Below are 20,324 nucleotides of genomic sequence, written 5' to 3'. Positions count from 1 at the left end.
TCAAACCTGTGGGAGCGGGCTTGCCCCGCGATGGCATCAGCCGCGACGGCGCCGTAGCCTGAGCAAGCGCATCGCGGGGCAAGCCCGCTCCCACGAGGCCCTGTATCCCTTGGGAGCGAACATGCAACACAACGTCATCCTGGTCCTGCTCGACGGCCTCAACCATCAGGTCGCCCACCACGCCATGGGCCACCTGCACGCCTATGTCGAGGCCGACCGCGCCGCGCTGTACCGCGTGGAATGCGAGCTGCCGTCGCTGTCGCGACCGCTCTACGAATGCATCCTCACCGGCGTGCCGCCGATCGACAGCGGCATCGTGCACAACAACGTCAACCGCCTGTCCAACCAGCGCAGCGTGTTCCACTACGCCCGCGAGGCCGGGCTGGGCACTGCGGCGGCGGCCTACCACTGGATGAGCGAGCTGTACAACCGCTCGCCGTTCGACCCGCTGCGCGACCGCCACACCCACGCGCCCAAGCTGCCGATCCAGCACGGCCTGTTCTACTACGCCGACCACTACCCCGATTCGCACCTGCTGGCCGATGCCGAATACCTGCGCCGGCGCCACGCACCGAACTTCCTGCTGGTGCACCCGATGAACATCGACGACGCCGGCCACCGCCATGGCCTGGACAGCAGCCAGTACCGCAACGCAGCCCGCAGCGCCGACATTCTGCTGGCCGACTACCTGCCGCGCTGGCTGGAAGAGGGCTACCAGGTGCTGGTCACCGCCGACCACGGCATGAACAACGACCGCTCGCACAATGGCCTGCTGGCCGAGGAGCGCGAGGTGCCGCTGTTCGTCTTTGGTGACGGCTTCAGCCTGGACCCTGCGGCCAAACCGCTGCAGACCGAGCTGTGCGGCACCATCTGCGAGCTGCTCGGTGCTGCGCACGACAAGACCGTCTGCCGGGAGCTGCTCAAGTGAATGCAAGCCCCCGTGGCCGCTACCTGGCCCTGCTCTGCCTGCTGCCGTTCGCCGTGTTCTTCATCATCTTCCAGATTGCCCCACTGGCCTGGGTGGCGATCAACAGCCTGCAAAGCGAAAGCGGCTGGGGCCTGGCCAACTTCAGCAAGGTGTTCGCCTCGAAGTTCTACCTGCAGGCGCTGCAACGCAGCCTGGAGATCAGCTTCTGGTCGAGCCTGTTCGGCATCGTCATCGCTACCCTGGGTGCCTACTCGCTGCGCCGGGTCGACTCGAAACTGCGCGACTTCGTCAGCGCCTTCGCCAACATGACCAGCAACTTTTCCGGGGTGCCGCTGGCGTTCGCCTTCATCATCCTGCTGGGTTTCAACGGCGCACTGACCTTGCTGCTCAAGCAGATGGGCCTGCTCGGTGACTTCAGCATCTACTCCAAAACCGGGCTGATCCTGGTGTACACCTATTTCCAGATCCCGCTGGGGGTGCTGCTGCTCTACCCGGCCTTCGACGCCCTGCGCGAAGACTGGCGCGAATCCGCTGCGTTGCTGGGGGCCAACCACTGGCAGTTCTGGCGGCATATCGGCCTGCCGGTGCTCACCCCTGCCTTGCTCGGCACCTTCGTCATCCTGCTGGCCAACGCCCTGGGCGCCTACGCCACGGTCTACGCCCTGACCACCGGCAACTTCAACGTGCTGCCGATCCGCATCGCCGGCCTGGTAGCCGGCGACATCAGCCTCGACCCGAACCTGGCCAGCGCCCTGGCCATGGTGCTGGTGGGGTTGATGACCCTGGTCACGGTGGTCCATCAATGGCTGCTCAAGAGGAGCTACCATGCGCGCTGAAAAAACCGCCAGCGGGCTTTACCACAAGCTGGTGGTCTACCTGCTGTTCCTGATCCTGCTGCTGCCGCTGGCCGGCACCCTGCTCTACTCGCTGGCCACCAGTTGGTCGGCAACCCTGCTGCCCAGCGGCCTGACCTTCAAGTGGTACATCGCGCTGTGGAGCGAGCCGCGCTTCCTCGCCGCCTTCGGCCAGTCGCTGCTGGTGTGCGTGGGTGCACTGCTGCTGTCGGTGGTGCTGATCCTGCCGCTGTTGTTCGTGGTGCACTACCACTTCCCCCGGCTCGACGCGCTGATGAACGTGCTGATCCTGCTGCCGTTCGCGGTGCCGCCGGTAGTGTCGGCGGTGGGCTTGCTGCAGCTGTACGGCAGCGGGCCGATGGCCATGGTCGGTACGCCGTGGATCCTGATCGGCTGCTACTTCACCGTCGCACTGCCGTTCATGTACCGGGCCATCACCAACAACCTGCAGGCGATCAACCTGCGCGACCTGATGGACGCCGCCCAACTGCTGGGGGCCAGCACCTGGCAGGCCGCGTTCCTGGTGGTGCTGCCCAACCTGCGCAAGGGCCTGATGGTGGCGTTGCTGCTGTCGTTCTCGTTCCTGTTCGGCGAGTTCGTGTTCGCCAACCTGCTGGTGGGCACCCGCTACGAGACCTTGCAGGTGTACCTGAACAACATGCGCAACAGCAGCGGCCACTTCAACAGCGCGCTGGTGATCTCCTATTTCGCCTTCGTGCTGGTGCTGACCTGGGTCGCCAACCGTTTGAACAAGGACAAGACCTGACATGAGCTTCGTCAGCGTACAGAAACTGCAAAAGAGCTACGCCGGCAGCCCGGTGTTCGAAAACATCGACTGCCAGATCGAGCGCGGCGAGTTCGTCACCCTGCTCGGCCCCTCGGGCTGCGGCAAGTCCACCCTGTTGCGTTGCATCGCCGGGCTGACCCCGGTGGACAGCGGCCATATCCTGCTCGACGGCCACGACATCGTGCCGCTCAGCCCGCAGAAACGCGGGATCGGCATGGTGTTCCAGAGCTACGCGCTGTTCCCCAACATGACCGTGGAGCAGAACGTCGCCTTTGGCCTGCGCATGCAGAAGGTCAAGGCCGAAGAAAGCCAGGCACGGGTGCGCGAAGTGCTCGACCTGGTCGAGCTGGGCAGCTTCGCCGGGCGCTACCCGCACCAGTTGTCCGGCGGCCAGTGCCAGCGCGTGGCGTTGGCCCGCTCGCTGGTCACCCGCCCGCGCCTGCTGCTGCTCGACGAGCCGCTGTCGGCGCTGGATGCGCGCATTCGCAAGCACCTGCGCGAGCAGATCCGCGCTATCCAGCGCGAGCTGGGGTTGACCACCATCTTCGTCACCCACGACCAGGAGGAGGCGCTGACCATGTCGGACCGCATCGTCCTGATGAACCAGGGGCGCATCGTCCAGAGCGGCGATGCCGAAACCCTCTACACCGCCCCCGTCGACCTGTTCGCAGCGGGCTTCATCGGCAACTACAACCTGCTCGATGCCGACAGTGCCAGCCGCCTGCTGCAGCGCCCGGTGGCCAGCCGCCTGGCGATCCGCCCGGAGTCCATCACCCTGGGCGTGAACGGCGAGCTGGACGGCGAGGTACGCAGCCACAGCCTGCTCGGCAATGTCATCCGCTACCGCGTGCAGGTGCGCGGCGTGGAGCTGGTGGTGGATGTGCTCAACCGCTCGGCGGCCGACCTGCACGCCGACGGGCAGCGTGTATCCTTGTCGATCGACCCCACGGCGCTACGGGAAGTGGCCTAAGGAGATTCAACCCATGGCATTGGCAATTTTCGATCTGGACGAGACCCTGATCCACGGCGACTGCGCGTCGCTGTGGAGCGAACAGATGGCCCGGCTGGGCTGGGTCGACGGCAAAGCGTTCCTCAAGCGCGATCATGAACTGATGGAGGCCTACGGCAAGGGCCACCTGGCCATGGAGGACTACATGGCCTTCAGCCTGGAGCCGATCGCCGGGCGCACCCTGGAAGAGGTCGAGCACCTGGTCGAGCCTTGGGTCGAGGAGGTGATCGAGCCGATCATCTATGGCGATGCCTGCCGTTGCATCGCCGAGCACCGCAAGCGAGGCGACCGCATCCTGATCATTTCCGCGAGCGGTACGCACCTGGTGGGGCCGATCGCGGCGCGGCTGGGGGTGGACGAGTACCTGGCCATCGAGCTGGAAGCGGTCAACGGCGTCTTTACCGGCAAGACCCACGGCGTGCTGACCTACCGCGAGGGCAAGATCACCCGTTTGCTGGAGTGGCTGGACCAGGAGCAGGAGAACCTGGAGGGGGCGAGTTTCTATTCCGATTCGCGCAACGATTTGCCGTTGCTGCTGAAGGTGGATCATCCGCATGTGGTGAACCCGGATGCGGTGTTGCGTGAGCATGCGCAGATCAATCACTGGCCGATCCTGAGCTGGTCCTGAACCCGTCGTTCGCCGGCTTGCCGGCGAACGGAACGACGCAGAGAGCCACGATACAGCCGCCGCCACCTAGCATTTTTGCCAGTTGTCACTGCCCCGTGCAGGGGCTTTGAATACGTCCACTTGCCCACCGCCAAGAAGGACGTTGCCATGAACCAACCCCTGTTCGGCCAGGCCGGCCCAAGCGCCGACACGACCTATATCTACCCGCACGCCGGGCTCAACCCAGATGACGTGATCGAGATCCTGGCCGATGGCAGGGTCATAGGTTCGCATGTGGTGGATCGACACTTCAGCCGCACCACCCTCGCATTGCGGGTAAAGCACGCCATCGTTCCCCTGGGCACCATCCCCACCAACTTCGCCCTGGATAACATCGAGATCCCCGGGCATACCGAGAATGATCGCCTGCCGGCCGGCACCTGGGGCATCAACCTGGGCGCGGCCAAGGAAAACTTCCCTCACGATGGCTTGCAGCTGTTCATCGCACCCTGGAGCAACATGGCTGTTGGCGACAGCGTGAGCATCCTGCTGGATGACAGCTTGGTGGCCCAGCGGGCCATCGGCAGTGCCGCCGAGGTTGACCAGCGCGTCACGGTGTTCATCAAGCCCGAGCGTCTGACAAGTGGTGCCCATGAGATCAAGTATCGCGTCACGCGGCTCGGTGGCTCACCGGAAGAATCCGTTGCGCAAGCGATCCTCATCAAGCTCGAGCGCCCGGGGGGGCAGGACCAGGACGGCGATGTTCCGGGGCACTCGGCACTGATCCTCAGCGTGCCACAGGAGATCATCGATGACGGTGTCGACAAAGCCCAGGCCGCCGCAGGCGTGACGCTCACCGTGCAACCCTACCTCCATATGGCCGAAGGCGATGACATCCGCCTGTCCTGGGGCGGGATCTTCGTCCACCACGTGGTCACTAGCGCCGAAGCGGGGAGCGCGATAGCGATCAAGGTGCAAGAAGCCACCATCCTCGAGGCCGGGGACTCCGACAGCCTGGCACTGACCTTCGAGGTGTACGACCTGGTGGACAACCGCTCCGAGGACTGGGCGGCGGAAACCCGGATCCTGGTGGACACCGGCGAGCTTCGGCTCGATACGCCAGTCATCGTCGAATCCGACTATGACAACGAAACCGGACGCGAATCCCTCGACCTCGTGAAGCTGGGCAACAACCCAGTTACCGCCAATATCTACATCCCACGGAAGCGGGCCGGCAGCATCGCGATAGGCGACAAGATCGTCATGCAGCTGCGTGGTACGACAAGCGATGGCAAACCGGTGAATATCGAGTACCCGGAAGTGGAAGTCATTCGCCTCGGTTACATTCTCGTCGCCTCACTGAACAACACAGGCGTACGCCAACTGGCCAAGTCCCAAGCCATCTTCAGCTACCGGGTCATCAAGAATGATGGCTCTGCGGGCCTGCAGTCCAAGGGCCTGTTCGTCGCCGTGGTCGGTGAAGTAGAGCGCCTGGCCGCCCCCTATGTGGTTGAAGCCGTGGGCAACGTGATCACCCCACCGCTGCCGCAGGCCACCGTGATGATCCCATGGGATGACAGCATGGCTGTAGGACAGGTCATCGTGCTGCAGTGGCTGGGTACACGGCCGGACCTGGGCACTTACCTGCCTGACCTGGGCTTCCACACCATCAGCAGCAATGAGGCAAATCTCAAGCAAGCCATCCGCTACCCGGTAGCAGGTACCCATCTGACCCCCATCGACGGTGGCAAGCTGGAGCTCTTTTACCTGCTGTACAGCGATGCACGGCGCCTGGACCTGGTGAGCCGCGAATCGCTGCACACACCTCAGTTCCTCATTGGCGAACCACGCGGTGAACTGCCCGCGCCCACGGTGACGGAAGCCCAGGGCGGGGCCCTGGATCCGGGCTTGGCAGAGGCCACGGTCGTTGTTCCCGCGTACGGTTTGATGGCGAACAGGGACGAGGTGCATATCGTCTGGGAAGGCTCGATCAACGGTAACTACGTGGACTACACCGTTATCAACCAGTTCACCGTCGGCAAACCTGTCGAGTTCTACGTCCCAGGCACGCACATCGCCCCCAACGAAGGCGGCACGGTCAAGGTTTCGTACTGGGTCAAGCGCGCCGCGGGCGGCACCAGCAATTCCGACTTCCTGACCCTGCAAGTGGGCGAGCCGGTGGGTGGAGAGCTGGAAGCACCGTCGATCGCACTCATCAAGGATGGCGTGCTCAACCTGGAAGACATCACCGGCACCACCGTGACCGTCGAGGTACCCAGGTGGCCTGGCATCGCTGTCGGGGACGGCCTGGTCGTCGACTGGGCAATTACCGGCAGCGTGGCAGAGACAGTTGCCAGGTCCGTATCCGGAAACGACTTGGAGGGCACCGCGCCCGTCAAGCGCAACTTCAAGAAAACCACGGCGGAGCAATCGGTGGATGCCGATGTAAGCGTGACCTACACCGTCGAGCCATTGGTTAAATCATCATGACGCCCCTTCGCCGGAACCTGCACTCCAAGCCCCTGCAGTTCAGGGTCAGCCGCGGTGCCGCGCCAAGCCTGCTGGCCCCGGTCATCGTCGAAGCCGAGGACGGCAAACTCGACCCGGCCAAGGTGCCCCAGGGTGCCACCGTGCGTATCGGCGCAGAGGCGTTGATCAAGGTCGGTGACAAAGTGGTGCTCCAATGGCGCGGCAATCCTGGCCCTGGCACCCAAGTCCTCGAGAAGACCGCGACGGCCGATGGCCAGCTCGAGCTTATTGCCCCCCATGCCTTGGTCCTGGCCAACGATGGCGCCCTCGTGCAGCTGGACTACAGCATCGTGCGCCAGGCGGGAGGCACGGATGGCCCCTCGGCAACCGCGGCCTACGATGTCAAAAGCGACCTGGTAACCGGCTCGTTGCGAGTCATGGGGGCGCGCTGGTCACGCGGTTCCTATCGTGCCTCGGGCAACTGGCGGCTGCTGAGTGCCCTCGACGCCAATACCGGCAAGCCATTGGCCGCCCAATGGCAGTACGCCGGCGATACCGGCTGGAGCGCGCCGAGCACCACCTGGCGCGACACCGACCCGAGCCGTTTGCTGCGGGTGCAGACCGCCAATGACCTGGTCATCCTCAATACCCCCAACCTGATCGGCAATGGCGTGGACACCACCACCACTGGTGAAGCCGCCTTCGTCGCTCATCGTGACAGCGGCGACATGATCGGTTGGGGCAACCCGGGCTATGGCGGCAGCATACCGTCGAGCATCATCACCATGAACGACATCAACGAGGTCAGTTGCACGGGGTCGGCCTTCGCCGGACGCACCCACAGCGGCCAAGTGGTGGCCTGGGGCAATGCGGCACAGGGAGGCGTCAGCCCAGTGCCGTCGCGCACCTATACCCAGGTTTGCGGCAACAGTGTTGCGTTCGCGGCAATCAACGACCTAGGCGCGGTGGTGGCCTGGGGCACGGCGGCAGCCGGTGCGACCGTGCCGGACCCGATCAAGGTGCTCACCGACCTGCGCAGCCTGGCGGTAACCGGCACCGCCTTCGCCGCGATCCGCCAGGCCGGCGAGGTGGTGGCCTGGGGCAACTCCGCCAACGGCGGCAGCGTGCCCAGCGAGATCGGCGGATTCCGGGATATCAAGGAAGTGCTCGGCGCCAACATGGCCTTTGCCGCCTGGCGTGGCAATGGCCGGCTGGTGGCCTGGGGCAGCGCGACTGCCGGTGGTCAGGTACCTGGAGAGATTGCCGCGCTCACCGATATCGTCGAGCTCAGTTGCGCCAATGCCCAGGCCTTCACGGCACGCCGCGCCACCGGTCAGGTGGTGGCCTGGGGCAACGCCAGCTATGGCGGCACGCTGGACAGCATCATCGGCGGCTTCACGGACATCGTTCATGTGGTGTCCACCTGGCAGTCGTTCGCCGCATTGCGCGGCAATGGCCATGTCGTCGCCTGGGGGGGCGTCGAGGGCACCGGTGGCGTAGTGCCTCCCGCAATCGCTGCGCTGGACGACATCATCCAGGTTGCCGGCTCTTCGAAGGCCTTCGCCGCCCTGCGCAAGACCGGCCAGGTGGTGGCCTGGGGCCTTGCCGCCGTGGGCGGAACACTGTCTGCCGAGGTCGAGCAGTTGACCAACGTCATCGCCTTGTATGCCAACAGCCACGGCTTCGCCGCCCTCACGGCCGACAGCCGCGTGATCACCTGGGGCCAGGCCGCCGGTGGGGGCGACAACACCAGCGTGCGGCCTCTTCTCAACGGCAAGGTGTCGTACCTGGCCAAGCCCGAGGCACTTGGCCGAGCCATGCAAGCTTGGGCAACACGCAAGCAGGGCTGAACTCGACCGAGGACAACAGCATGAACGTCGAATGGATCAGAAGGCTGTGGCTGTGGCTGACCAGCACCACGGTACCCAGCCCCAGCGGCCCCCGCGCGTTACTAGCACCCGAGGTCGTCGAGGCGAACGGCGACAAGCTGGATCCACGGGATGTGCCTGCCACAGGCGCCACGGTGCGCCTGCCTGTATGGATCGGCATGGCCTACCGTGATCGCGTGGAACTGACGGTGAGCGAGCACACCGATTACACGGTGGTCAATCAGGGCATGGTCGATCGCGGCGAGCCTCCTGTGTTCTACGACGTGCCCAAGGCGCTGTTCGTCGCCGCTGCCGGCGCCACGCTGGATGTTGCCTGCCAGGTAAATTTCTACGCGGGCGGGCAGGATACCGCAGTGCTGACCCTCATCGTCTCCGGCGGTTTCGACCAAGCCGCGCAGTTGGACCTCACCGGCAGCGGCTACCTCTCCATCGCCGGACACCCGCCGCCCACGGTGCCGGAGCAAGCCCGCATGCGCCGCGCCGCCGACTGGGGCCGCGCGCCCTATACCTACGCCAGCAGCGACGCAGACATCGCACAGGTAGACGCCAATGGCGAAGTGACTGCCCTGGCCAACGGCACCTGCCGCATCACCGCCACCGACAGCAGCGCGCAGACGCAATCCTACAGCCTGACCATCAGTGGCATGCGGGTGGTGCATTTTGTCAGCGCCTCGTGCGACTGGGCCGGCATGCAGGCCGCTTGTACCCAGGCTGGGCTTGCCCAAGTGACACGGGACGATTTCAAGGCGCTGTGGCAGGGCTACTACCCACAGACTGGGCCTGTGGCCAGCTTCGCCGGCTGGCTGAACTATTCATTCTGGGCCGCGGACTCATTGGGCGCAGGAACCGCCTGGGCCTACGACCTCAATGGCACAGACGTCAACGGCAATGCCAGCGGCCACGACACCAGCACGATGCTGCAGGCCGTTGGCCTGGCCAGCTGACGCCCACCAGCGAGCGAGCCTCCACCATGAAAGGTCTTACCCTACCCCTGGTGCTTCTGGCCACCGGCGTCATGTTGCTCGGCGGCTGTGCCCGACAAGCCACGCCATTGGCGATGCCAGGCAGCGCGCCTGTTGCCGCCACCTGCCGGCAACAGGGCACCTGCGCGGTCACCGGCCCGGAAACCGCACAGCTGCTGAACAACCGCTACCGCGCCACGGTCAACCGTTGCGCGGTCGACAAGCCGGCCTGGCAATGCACTGGCGTATTGCTGATCGACGCCCCCGGTACAGGTGCCTTCTGGCAACACGATGCCGCAGCCACGGCACGCGGCAGCCGACGCCTGCACTTTTTGCGGGCGGACCTGGGCAGCGACAGCCTGCCGAGCAGTCATGGCGCGATACTGGCCGATCTGTTCAGCGCCGCGAGCCAGGGCAAACCTTACGAGTCGCTGTGCAGCCACCCCCTGCCGACAGCGGATGCTCCGGCGCGTCCCAGCATGGGTTGCGCGCCGGTCGCTGCACGGGCCCTTGCGGACCTGGGCTCATGCGCAGCCTTGGGCGTCGACGACGCCACCAGCTGGGTCGCGCACTTCCAAAGCCAGGGCCAGGATGCCGCGAAGCAGTGTGCCTTCAATGCCGAGAATGGCACGCAATTTCTCTCCACCCTGCAAGCCCACGAGCAGCTTGGCGAGCGGCGCGACAAACCGGTCGAGGTGCTGCTGCGCAACTGGGACGCCCAGGCCCCGACGCGGCTGGCGATACAGGCGCTGGTCTACGATCGGCACACCAAGGGCGCCTTGCTGGCCGCCCAGCAGGACCAACGCGCCTGGTTCGACGCCACGGGCGACTGGCTGCCCGTCTTACGCATGGACCTCGCCCAACCGGCCGACCAGGTGTTCGGCTTCGACCTGCAGGAGCAGCTGTACATCGGCTACCAGGTGGCGCAGCAACTGATGCAGCGCTTCGCCAACGCCACCAGCACCTGTGCCGATGGAAGCGCCGCGTTCAACTGCAACGGGGTGCTGTTTCGCTCCAACCTGGCGACCACCGCGTTCCACGCCTGGGACCCGAGCCCAGGCTCCATTGCCAACAACGGTGTCTCGTTCTCCTATGCGCGCAGCGATGTGGACATACGCTCGGTGTTCTCCCGGCCCTACGGCTTCACCTTCCGTGAACTTGGTGCCCCGATGGCGTACCGTCCCACCTTGCGCTGCGCCTATCCCTACAATGCCGGCACCTCCGGCAGCCCTGACCCCTGCACGTTCCGTGGTGAGTGCGAAAAGCTCGGCGTTCACAGCGTGGAGCAGTGGAAGACTCGTTATGCAAGCACACCAGGCCAAAGCTGTGCGTTCAGCAATGCACCCGCTCAGTTCCAGCTGAGCATCGATGTCAGGCGGGAACTCCCCAACCGTACCGACTGGAACGAACTGATGATGGCGGCCTGGCCTGTCGGCATTCCCCAGCGATTGCCCATCGACGCCCTGTACTACCTAGGCGACAGCACGGGCTTACCCCAAGCACAGTTCATCCAGCGTGACTTCTATGACCAGACCCAAAGGTTCCTGCCCGTGGTGCGCATGACCCTTGGGGCCGGCGACACCTTCTCCTATCGACCCGCCGACCAGCTCGCAGCGGGCGCTCCCGCTACCACGACGGACTGCTCGCCCCCTCGCGCGAGCGTGCCTACTTCCAGACACGAGGAGCCTTGCCCATGAGCCAACCTCCCCTGAACCTGTTACCGCCACAGGACTCCGACAACCTGCCCCTGGCACTTCGCCCGTTGTTGATCGCCAACATGCCATCGCCCGTGCACGACGCCGATGGCGGGATCAATCTGCAGATGGCCACGCAGTTCCCCCAAGGGCTGCTGGTGCTCATCGACCCTTACCTGCGCATGCAGGCTGACGACAGGCTGGAGGTCGTTTGGGATGGGCAGGTGCTGGCCAGCCACACGGTGGTGGCGGGCGAGGAAAACACGCGAATCGTGCTGTTCCTGCCACTGCCCGATGCCTGGACGGCCCAGATCCTGCGCAAGCTGGTCCGCGCTCGGGCAAGCCATCTCGGGCAACTGCTCCGGCTGGTTTGTCGCCTCCTCGACGGACAAACCGATCGGATCGGGCAAGTACTCGAACAACTGACTACTGGCGAACAACCGCAGGACAGCTGGGCCGAGCAGGTGCTGTACCGCCTCACCCGCAACGGCACCGCCACGCCCGAGGACTCGATCGCCCTGCGCCTGCGCATCAAGCTGGACCTGCCGGGCGACTATGACCGTGACCCGCATCTGCCAGGGCACTCGCAATTGCCCGCGCCCAAGTTGCCGCAGGACGTGGTCGACAATGGCGTGGATGCTGCCTGGGCGGCGCGCGGGGTGCCCGTGGAGGTGGGCTGGTACGACAACCGCGCGGCGTGGGATGTGATCGAGTTGCACTGGGGCAATGTGCCGCTGCTGCATACGGTGAGCGAAGCCGAAGCTGGCGGACGTGACCCGGTCATGTTGAACGTCGACCAGGCGACGATCCTGGCCGCAGGCGACAGCCCCAGCCTGCTGGTGCACTATCAGGTGCGCGACGAGGTGCTCAATTTCTCCGAAGACTGGTCGCTGCGCACGGTGGTGGGCGTGGAAGCCGGCGCCTGGAAACTCGATGCGCCCTTCGTCAAGGAGGCCCCCAACGATATCCTCGACCTGAGCGTGCTGGGCGATGCCGACGCCACGGTGCAATTGGTGGCCCGCGCACCTACCTTCGCCTACGGCGATACAGTGACCGTGACTTGGTTGACCCTGCTCAACGACCAGGAAATCGCCAGGGATACCGTTGCGCAAACAGTCGTGAAACTGCCGGACGTGGTCGAGGTGCCAATCCCCAATCAGGTGGTCCGCCAGGGCGCCAAAGGGCGTATCGTCGCCTCCTATGTGCTCACACCGGTCAATGGCGACCCGCCGCTGTCCTCCAAGCGCGCCAACATCCGCGTCGTCGGTGATGTGCCACTGCCCGCGCCGTCGATCTTCGAACTGATCGGCGACCGTCTGGATGCCACACTCGAGCGTGCCCACGCGGTGATCCCGGCCTACGAGGGCATGGAAGTCGGTGACGCGATCAACATCATCTGGCTCGGCTCCCGCGCCGACGGCACCCCGCACCTGCACGAAGTCGTCCACATCGTGTCGAACAACGAAAAGGGCAAACCGATCTACCAGGGTGTGACCGCCGAGCACATCGGCCTGCTGGCCGGTGGCAGTCTGGACCTGAGCTACCAGGTAATGAACGATGCAACGGCCCTGCAGGCGACCCGCCAGTCCTCGCACCTGAAGGTGGTGATCGCGCCGTTGCCCGCCCAACTGCCGGCGCCTACGGTGGATGAAGCCGCCGACGGTGTGCTCGACCCCGAACTGCACCCCGGCGACGTGACCTTGCGCGTCAGCTACTCCGGCACGCTCAAGGGCGACATCCTCACCTGGTACTGGCTGGGCGACGATGCCAACGAGGGTAGCGCCAACGACTGGATCCCCATCACCACCTCGAACGCGGGCAAGCCGGTCATCTTCCCCATCGTCCGCCAACTGATCGAGGCCAACCTCAACAGCACCGTGCGGGTGCTGTACACCCTCAAACGGGCCAGCACCGGGCAGTTCGAGTATTCAGCCGTGCTGAACCTGCTGATTGGTCGACTGATTGGCGACCTGCCCCCCCCAGTGGTGGATGAGGCGAGCAACAACCAGCTCGACCCGATGCAGGCCAGCACGGGCGTGACGGTCACCGTCAGGTATCCGAGCATGGAGCTCGGCGACCTGATCACCCTGAGGTGGCTGGGCACGCCGGGCAGCGGCACGCCGCCGGAGCAGCAACTGCCCGCCAGCGCCTCGGGCCAGGTGCAGTTCAAGGTACCGGCCACGGTGATCGGCGCCAACATCGGCCAGCAGGTGACGGTGGCATACGTGGTCAAGCGCAACAGCCGCGAGAACCTGTCGGACCCGACTCTGCTGACCATCACGCCCATCGCCGATGAGCACCTGCCCACCCCGGCAATCCCCCAGGCTCAGGCGAACGTGCTCAACCTGGCCACATTTGCCGGGGATGCGCGCTGCACGGTCGCACCTCCCTGGCCCTTCATCATCGCAGGGCAGCGAGTTTGGCTGTTCCTGGAGGGCAGAAACGCAAACGGCGGCCCACAGCGCATCGACCTGCTCGATGGGGCACCATTGAGCGCCACACAAGTGCGTGACGGCCTTGACCAGCCGGTGCCGCGCGCCAGCCTCGCCCTGCTCGGCCAGGACACGCCCCTCATCGCACGCTGCAAGGTTGGCTTCGCCGACAATGCCGACGAAACGGGCGCGCAGCCCTTGCCGCCACGGCCCTATACCTTCAAGGCCCACCACGACTGGGTGGTACCGGTGATTACCCGGGTGGAGGATGCCGACGGTGTAATCGCCGATGGCGGCAGTACCTTCCAGAACCGGGTCACCCTCACAGGCACCGCGACCCTGGAATCGCAGGTCGAGCTGTTCGACGGCAATCAGTCCAAGGGGCCGGCCCAGGCCGGTGCCGACGGCCGCTGGAGCCTGGTGCTGTCAAGCCTGGCGCCCAAGGCCTACGTGCTGACCGCCCATGCCCTGGACGGCAGTGGTCACATCTCGCAACCGCGGCGCTTCGAGGTACTGGAGAACCTGACCCCAAGCATCATTGCCGTGCGCGACAGCCGGGGCAACTTGGCCAACGGCGGCACCACCATTGACACCTCCCTCACCCTCGACGGGCTTGCCAGCCCCGGGCGCCAGGTCGAAGTGTTCGACGGCACGGTGCCCAAAGGGCGGGCCAATACCGATGCCATTGGGGCCTGGACCCTGACGGTGTCCGGCCTCACGGTGGCCACGCATGCCTTCAAGGCCAAGGCACTGTATGGCACGGGCAACGAGTCCAGCCTATGGCAGGTCATCGTCGCGGCCACCGTCACCCCGACCATTGCCAGCGTGCGCGACTCGCGGCGCGAGGTACCGGCCAATGGCTATACCGTCGAGCAGAGCGTTACCGTGACAGGCACGGGAACTGCCAACCTCGAGGTCGAACTGTTCGATAACAACCAGTCCCGAGGCACGCTGACAGTGGGTACCAACGGGCAATGGAGCACTGTCCTGCAGAACCTGGCCCAGGGAGCCCACCCACTCAAGGTGCGGGCCCGTTATGGCAGTCAGCCCGAGTCCGGCCTGCGGCAGTTCAACGTTACGGCCGACGTGGCGCCGAACATCACACGTGTGGTCGACCCTCAAGGCGCCAGCGTGGGCAACCAGGGCAGCACCTATGCCACCACGGTGACGGCGTCAGGCACAGCGGCCCCCGGGCAGGAAATCACTCTGTTCGACGGTACGGCCAGCAAGGGCACCGCCTCTGTCGATGGCAACGGTAACTGGAGCCGACAGGTGACTGGGCTCTCTATTGGCAGCCACGCGCTCAAGGCACGGGCTGTGTATGGCAGCGACAAAGAGTCCGGGCTATGGTCGTTTACCGTGAAGGCGGCGGTCGCGCCGACCCTGACCAGCGTGCGTGACTCGCGAGGGGAAGTGGCCAACGGCGGCTCGACCACCGATACCAGCGTGACGGCCTCCGGCAGCGCGGCAGCCAATGAACAGGTCGAGGTGTTCGACGGCAACACCAGCAAGGGAACGACGACAGTGAACGGCGCCGGCAACTGGAGCCGGGCCGTGACCGGCCTGGCAATTGGGGCACACAGCCTCAAGGCAGTGGCACGGTATAGCGATGGGATGTCATCGAATACACGCAGTTTTACCGTCAGGCAACCCTTCGCGCTGGACCCGTCCACTGTCAATCTCAGCGGCCGGGTGTACCTGCTTCCAGGGTATCCGCACCTGGCCCCCGCCCCCTGGCCTACGGGCACCACATACAGGCGCGTGCCCAGTAGCGGCGTCGCGCCTTACTCCTACACCTCGAGCAACCCTCTGGTAGTCAGTGTCGATGCCAATGGAACCGTGACATCCCGGGGCAATGGCAGCGCCTCGATCACGGTGAGGGACAGCCAGGGCAACTCTGGCACCTATGCGGTCATTGTCAGCAACGTGATTCACGTCATCGGCCTGGGCAACGTCACCTTCACCAATGCGAGCAACGCCGCAGCCAGTCAAGGTAAGCGCTTGCCCAACCTCGATGAACTGAACCAGATCTACGCCGCCTATGCTGGGCGTTGGCCAATGGGCGACCGCCTGTATTGGTCCACGACGGCTGGTAGCGGGATCAATCGCCGCCGCTGCAAGAACCTTGTGACAGGAGGCTGGCAAGACCTGAGCGCAGGCTGGGGTTCGTATGCAAACGCCGTTGGTATATGAGCGTACGGACTACCAGCTGTACCGCAGCCCCAGGTTGACCCCATACGGCTGCTCGATATGTTCACCCTTGGCGTAGTCCAGGTCGGCGTGCACCGAGAACCGCTCGGTGAACGCCACCGCTACGCCGGCGCCGAACTCGGCGCGTGAACCGGACAGGTCATTGTTGAACGGGTTGTCATTGACCTCTACCCGGTTGGCCTTGGCGAACTCATGGGCCAGCGCCACCTTCACATAGGGCTGCAGCACGGCGCCGCCTTCCAGGTGCAGGTTGCGCCCGACCACACTGCCGACTTTGCCGAGCACCGAACGGGTCTGTTCGCCTTCGGCCTGCATGCCGTTGTCCAGCCCATAGTCCTTGCCCTGGATCACCACCGTCGACAACTGACCGAATGGCTCGACGAACCAGCCATCGGCCAGGACGATGTGCCGACCGAACTCCACCGAACCACCCAGGCCGACGTTATCGTAATCACCCTTGGCGCGGGTATCGTCGCTCATGCTGACCTTGGCCTTGTTGTGGAAGCGGTTGGCCTTGAGCACGGCGTCGAAGTAGTAGCCACTGGCCGAGTCGAGCCAGGTGGTGTAGAGGCCTGCGTAGTAGCTGTCGACGCTGCCCGAAGTGCCGCGCGACACATCCAGGTCGGAGCGGCTGTGGCCGGCCAGCACGCCCACCAGCCATTGCCCGTCACCCCAGGGAAGCGGGGCGTCGGCGCCGAGTGAGAAACCACTCTGCACCTGGCTGTAACCCAAGCCCGACAGCGGCGAGACGTCGTACTTGTTGCTGTACGAACGTGCCCAAGCGCCGGCCTTGCCCCCGTTGAAGCGCAATTCGCCCATGCGGGTGCGCAGCGAGGTCAGCTCGCCGTACCAGACGGTGGGTGCGGTGTTGAACAGGGCCAGTACCGAGCGGGTACTGGGGCTGATGGTTTTGCTGCTCGGATCGAGGAACCAGTCGTTGCCGCCAGCGCCATTGGCCTGGGATTGCAGCTGGTAGGAATAGGTGCCCACGTCCACGGGCCGGTTGCCGCTCAAGGCGAAGGTGGCATCGCCGGCAGCGGTGCGCACCAGGGTCAAGGCCTGGGGGTTGGCAGGATCGACGCCGGAGCCGGCCACCTGCAGGGTGTGGCTGCCGGTGGCGGTACCGGTGACATTGAGCATATCGTGCTGGTTGCTGGCCCAGTCCACGTCCATCACGAAGGTGCCGTTGCCCGACAGATTGGCCACATCGAGCTGGTAGAACTGGCTGGCCGAACCAAACGTCACGATGCCGCCATCGAGCGCCAGGTCTTCCACCTGCTGGCTGTCTACCAACGTCCAGTTGGCGCCACTGGCGATGGCGACCTCGCTTACATTCTGCAGGCGGCCGGTCAGGACCGCGCCGCTGCTCAACGCCACAGTGGCAGTGCTGCCCTGCTCGACCAGTACGTCGCCTGTCAGGCTGCCGCCGGAAAACGCCAGGGTGGCGTCGCTGCCCTCACGGACCTGGAAATCGCCAGTGAGATCGCTGTCGCGCACCGACATGTCCACTCCCGAGGCCTGCGAGACATCCAGCAGCAGGTCGTTGGCGCCCGACAGCGAGCTGCCATTGGCCAGCGTGACCTTGGCCTGGACACCGCCTACCACTGCGATTGCCGCACCGTTCTGCCCCACCACCGAGGCGCCGTCGAGCGCCAGGCTGAAATCACCGACGTTGTTGCTGTCGCGCGAGATGCTGACCCCGTTCTTGCCGCCGGTAATCACCGTTCCGGCCATGGCCATGACGCTACCGCCGCGCAGGTCGATACCGTTGGCCGTAGCATCGCTGCCAGTCACCTGCGTGTTAGCGAGGATCAGGGTGCTCAGGCCCGTCACCTCGGCGCCCCCCTCGGCCCCGATGATCGTGCTGTTGCTTACCGACACCTGCGAGCCGGTCGTGCCCGCGGGCGTGCGGCTGACATTCAGGCCGATGAAGTCGCTGGAGATGCTGCTTGCGTTGATGGTCGCGGAGCTTTCGCTGACCATCACGCCATAGTCCGTGCCACCGTTCACGGTACTACCGCGCATGTCGAGCGAGGAACCTTCGGTGATGGCGATCGACTCGGTCACCGCGCCCGGCTGGCTGTTGAGGGTCGACTGCCCGCGGACCAGATAGAACGTCGGTGCGGTGGTCGAGTCGATGGTCAAGGTGTCGCCATTCTCCACGATGGCGGCGATGGCAGTGGTGGGTAGCAGCAACCAACAGGCCGTGATACCTGCCTTGACCCGCTTCGCGTACCGTTCATTGCTCATCTTGCCCTCCTCAGGATGTGTACTCATGGCAGGTGTTTGCCTAGCAAGGAAAAGCGCTGAACTCTACGCAGAAGTGAGCCGGCACAATGCAGGCCTCCCCCTTCTTAGCAGTAGGAATTTTCACCAGTCTCGTGAGCACTCCATTCATCATCCCCCTTGCTGCGCATGGCCGAGGCAGGCGCTTGCCGGCCTCGGTCATCCGCTTCCTGCTGGCTGCCTATCGACCTTTGGCAGCCAATCTACGTTTAGCCGCCACGCCGAAACTCAAAGGGCAAGTTCCTCCACCGGGCACCGCCATATATACCCGCAGCAAATCACGGGTCGCAGTGATGGGGAATCCGTCGAACACCACCTGGTAGGTCACACTGCCCCAACGATCGAGCGTGTTCAGCACGGCCGGGGAGTAAGGCACCAGCACGCTGAATCCGTTGGCCGCCTCATCGGCAGTTGGAATCTTGGTGACATTCTTTTCCTCGGTACCAGGTTTGGGTGTGGAGCCCGCGTCATCCTCCCACCCCTGATAGGTGAAGGTTAACGTCTTGCCTTCCAGCTTCGGCTCCCCGCCCTGCACGCGCACCTCCAGCCCCCAGACGCCTCCGACCTGGCGCAGAGAACTGCAGTTGAGCACTTTGGGCTCCAAGGGATCTGAGGGATCCTCGGAGTACCAATGAAGGAAGCTCACTGCCGGCAAGGTGGTAGTGAGCACATTGACCGAAACCTCCGTGATCGGTGAGCGGTTGCGGTTGAGGTTGTCGGCGTTGCTGATTTCATAGCGCACCGGCAAGGCTGCGCTGTTGCCCTTGGCTTCGATGTCGGCCCAGGGGATGGTGAAGGTAACGTCAGCGCCTGGAGCTTCGTTGCCAGTGACGTCATACGTGGCGACTTCCTCGCCAGCCCACAGCAGGTGCATGATCTCGCCCGCTGCCGCGCCAGCGTAGAGTGGCACCGTGGCCGTCGCATCCTCACCGTTGTCGCCGGGCTCGAGCTTGTTCGGGTCGGCGGTATTTTTAGCTTGCACAGTCACCAGATCCAGAGCCGGGTTACCCACCCCTGGATCTGGGTCTGGGCCTGGGTCAGGGGGCCCTGCCACGGTCAGGTCGACTTCCACTTCCAGGCCGACAGCCTCCGGAAACACCCTTCCCTCCCGAATCACCTCATACGTCACCTTCGACGTCTTCGGCCCTGGGCTGGGAGGCGTGTCGCGCACCATGATGTATGGCACGGTGGCGAACAAGGGGAAACTCCCTGGGATAACGGGTAGCCGTCCAGGAACCGCCTTGCCATCCCAATAGACCTGGATCAAGTCCTTGCTCAAGGCATTGTCATAGGCCTCGATTTCCACCCCGACGCCCGCGATGGCATCGTTCAGATCGATGCCTTCGGCATCATCCGCTTGCGGGACCAACGGCGGTTTCAAGTTGTCGGGTGCCAACGTCAGAACCACATCGACGATCTTGATAGATGAGTCCGGACCGGTGTTACCCGTGCGATCGCTCAGGTTGTAATAAATCAGGTACTGGCCCTCCTCCCCTTTGAAATGCGCCTCGGGGAGAGTTGCCACGATCGGGTCGGTAACGTCACTGATCGTCAGCGAGTCGAGGAGCGCACCCGGAAATTTCTTGCCAACGAAGACTTCGACCTTGTCCTCGAGCTTGATTTCCTGGTAGGTGGGAATGGTGATCTCCACTTCATTGCTGTTGGCGTCCAGATACTCTCGGGTAATGCCGTCCGCCACCTCGGGCGGCAAGATAACATCCGCCCCTTTGACGCCCAGGTTCGGAGCCACGTTGTCGACGAAAACGGACAAAGTTTCCGAGTCGCCGCCATTGCCGAAGATTGTCGCGCGGTAGCCCAGCTCATACCTGCCATGGGCGCTGGTACTGCTCGCCGGTAGCGTCAAGGTGAGGGGAAAATCAGTCGGATTTAGCGGAAAAGTGCGGTTCACACCGGTCCCCACGCTCTGCCCATTCCAGCGCAATTGGATACGCACGATGTCGCCCGCAGTGCCCGTGATGTCGAAGAGCGGGACCTGCACAGGGAGCGGCACACCATGCGGGCGCGGCAGCATGTTGGGTTCATCGCCAGGGATGTCGGGCAGCAGGGGGGTACTGAACGAAGGGACCGGCATTACCAGCGTTGCGCGCATGTAGCGCTTGTTCTCGTACGTCGTCCTGGCTTGCGCAGGGGTCGGGGAAGCAGTGGGTGGAATTCTGGTCATGGTTGTCTCCTGTC

At 64.5% G+C, this 20,324-nt stretch carries 12 protein-coding genes; 10 read left to right on the top strand and 2 right to left on the bottom strand.

The annotated features are described in order from the left end of the window. Nucleotides 1-121 precede the first annotated feature (121 nt). The 10 genes from ABE459_RS16990 to ABE459_RS16945 all read left to right on the top strand — a co-directional run bounded on the left by ABE459_RS16990 (nucleotide 122) and on the right by ABE459_RS16945 (nucleotide 15,824). Nucleotides 122-928, top strand: coding sequence for an alkaline phosphatase family protein (locus tag ABE459_RS16990; RefSeq protein WP_110996264.1), 807 nt, complete (start codon nucleotides 122-124; stop codon nucleotides 926-928). Further along, on the top strand, nucleotides 925-1,764 hold the full coding sequence (locus ABE459_RS16985) for an ABC transporter permease subunit (protein WP_125857765.1): 840 nt from the start codon (nucleotides 925-927) through the stop codon (nucleotides 1,762-1,764). The genes ABE459_RS16990 and ABE459_RS16985 overlap by 4 nt, the downstream gene beginning before the upstream one ends. Beyond that, nucleotides 1,754-2,548, top strand: coding sequence for an ABC transporter permease (locus tag ABE459_RS16980; protein ID WP_125463042.1), 795 nt, complete (start codon nucleotides 1,754-1,756; stop codon nucleotides 2,546-2,548). Before ABE459_RS16985 ends, ABE459_RS16980 begins: the two co-directional genes overlap by 11 nt. A gap of 1 nt (nucleotide 2,549) precedes the next feature. Then, nucleotides 2,550-3,539, top strand: a complete 990-nt coding sequence (locus ABE459_RS16975; RefSeq protein ID WP_110996267.1) for an ABC transporter ATP-binding protein — start codon at nucleotides 2,550-2,552, stop codon at nucleotides 3,537-3,539. Between the two features lie 13 nt (nucleotides 3,540-3,552). Further along, on the top strand, nucleotides 3,553-4,206 hold the full coding sequence (locus ABE459_RS16970; RefSeq protein ID WP_125463040.1) for an HAD family hydrolase: 654 nt from the start codon (nucleotides 3,553-3,555) through the stop codon (nucleotides 4,204-4,206). Between the two features lie 147 nt (nucleotides 4,207-4,353). Next, complete coding sequence (locus ABE459_RS16965; RefSeq protein ID WP_323833029.1) at nucleotides 4,354-6,675, top strand: hypothetical protein; 2,322 nt, start codon at nucleotides 4,354-4,356, stop codon at nucleotides 6,673-6,675. After that, nucleotides 6,672-8,504 carry a hypothetical protein gene (locus ABE459_RS16960; protein ID WP_323833027.1) on the top strand — a complete coding sequence of 611 codons (1,833 nt, stop codon included), beginning with the start codon at nucleotides 6,672-6,674 and terminating at the stop codon, nucleotides 8,502-8,504. Before ABE459_RS16965 ends, ABE459_RS16960 begins: the two co-directional genes overlap by 4 nt. Before the next feature lie 20 nt (nucleotides 8,505-8,524). Further along, complete coding sequence (locus tag ABE459_RS16955) at nucleotides 8,525-9,487, top strand: Ig-like domain-containing protein (RefSeq protein WP_323833025.1); 963 nt, start codon at nucleotides 8,525-8,527, stop codon at nucleotides 9,485-9,487. 26 nt (nucleotides 9,488-9,513) lie between these two features. After that, complete coding sequence (locus ABE459_RS16950) at nucleotides 9,514-11,202, top strand: hypothetical protein (RefSeq protein ID WP_323833023.1); 1,689 nt, start codon at nucleotides 9,514-9,516, stop codon at nucleotides 11,200-11,202. Next, the gene (locus ABE459_RS16945; RefSeq protein WP_323833021.1) at nucleotides 11,199-15,824 is read left to right on the top strand and encodes a hypothetical protein; all 4,626 of its coding nucleotides are present in this window, start codon (nucleotides 11,199-11,201) and stop codon (nucleotides 15,822-15,824) included. The genes ABE459_RS16950 and ABE459_RS16945 overlap by 4 nt, the downstream gene beginning before the upstream one ends. A 9-nt stretch (nucleotides 15,825-15,833) precedes the next feature. Here ABE459_RS16945 and ABE459_RS16940 read toward each other — a convergent pair whose 3' ends face one another. Both ABE459_RS16940 and ABE459_RS16935 read right to left on the bottom strand, forming a co-directional pair. Further along, the gene (locus tag ABE459_RS16940; RefSeq protein WP_323833019.1) at nucleotides 15,834-18,092 is read right to left on the bottom strand and encodes an autotransporter outer membrane beta-barrel domain-containing protein; all 2,259 of its coding nucleotides are present in this window, start codon (nucleotides 18,090-18,092) and stop codon (nucleotides 15,834-15,836) included. A gap of 217 nt (nucleotides 18,093-18,309) precedes the next feature. Next, complete coding sequence (locus ABE459_RS16935) at nucleotides 18,310-20,310, bottom strand: hypothetical protein (protein ID WP_323833017.1); 2,001 nt, start codon at nucleotides 20,308-20,310, stop codon at nucleotides 18,310-18,312. Between the last annotated feature and the right edge of the window lie 14 nt (nucleotides 20,311-20,324).

Source organism: Pseudomonas sp. TWI923, from assembly GCF_039673365.1.
Lineage (GTDB): Bacteria > Pseudomonadota > Gammaproteobacteria > Pseudomonadales > Pseudomonadaceae > Aquipseudomonas > Aquipseudomonas sichuanensis.
Note: the sequence above shows the minus strand (reverse complement) of the source record. Positions and strands in the feature narration are given on the sequence as shown.

What these genes read in the sequence shown, in the direction of transcription:
- ABE459_RS16990 (WP_110996264.1), top strand. Translation starts at nt 122, where the DNA reads ATGCAACACAACGTCATCCTGGTCCTGCTCGACGGCCTCAACCATCAG.
- ABE459_RS16980 (WP_125463042.1), top strand. Translation starts at nt 1,754, where the DNA reads ATGCGCGCTGAAAAAACCGCCAGCGGGCTTTACCACAAGCTGGTGGTC.
- ABE459_RS16975 (WP_110996267.1), top strand. Translation starts at nt 2,550, where the DNA reads ATGAGCTTCGTCAGCGTACAGAAACTGCAAAAGAGCTACGCCGGCAGC.
- ABE459_RS16970 (WP_125463040.1), top strand. Translation starts at nt 3,553, where the DNA reads ATGGCATTGGCAATTTTCGATCTGGACGAGACCCTGATCCACGGCGAC.
- ABE459_RS16965 (WP_323833029.1), top strand. Translation starts at nt 4,354, where the DNA reads ATGAACCAACCCCTGTTCGGCCAGGCCGGCCCAAGCGCCGACACGACC.
- ABE459_RS16960 (WP_323833027.1), top strand. Translation starts at nt 6,672, where the DNA reads ATGACGCCCCTTCGCCGGAACCTGCACTCCAAGCCCCTGCAGTTCAGG.
- ABE459_RS16955 (WP_323833025.1), top strand. Translation starts at nt 8,525, where the DNA reads ATGAACGTCGAATGGATCAGAAGGCTGTGGCTGTGGCTGACCAGCACC.
- ABE459_RS16950 (WP_323833023.1), top strand. Translation starts at nt 9,514, where the DNA reads ATGAAAGGTCTTACCCTACCCCTGGTGCTTCTGGCCACCGGCGTCATG.
- ABE459_RS16945 (WP_323833021.1), top strand. Translation starts at nt 11,199, where the DNA reads ATGAGCCAACCTCCCCTGAACCTGTTACCGCCACAGGACTCCGACAAC.
- ABE459_RS16940 (WP_323833019.1), bottom strand. Translation starts at nt 18,092, where the DNA reads ATGAGCAATGAACGGTACGCGAAGCGGGTCAAGGCAGGTATCACGGCC.
- ABE459_RS16935 (WP_323833017.1), bottom strand. Translation starts at nt 20,310, where the DNA reads ATGACCAGAATTCCACCCACTGCTTCCCCGACCCCTGCGCAAGCCAGG.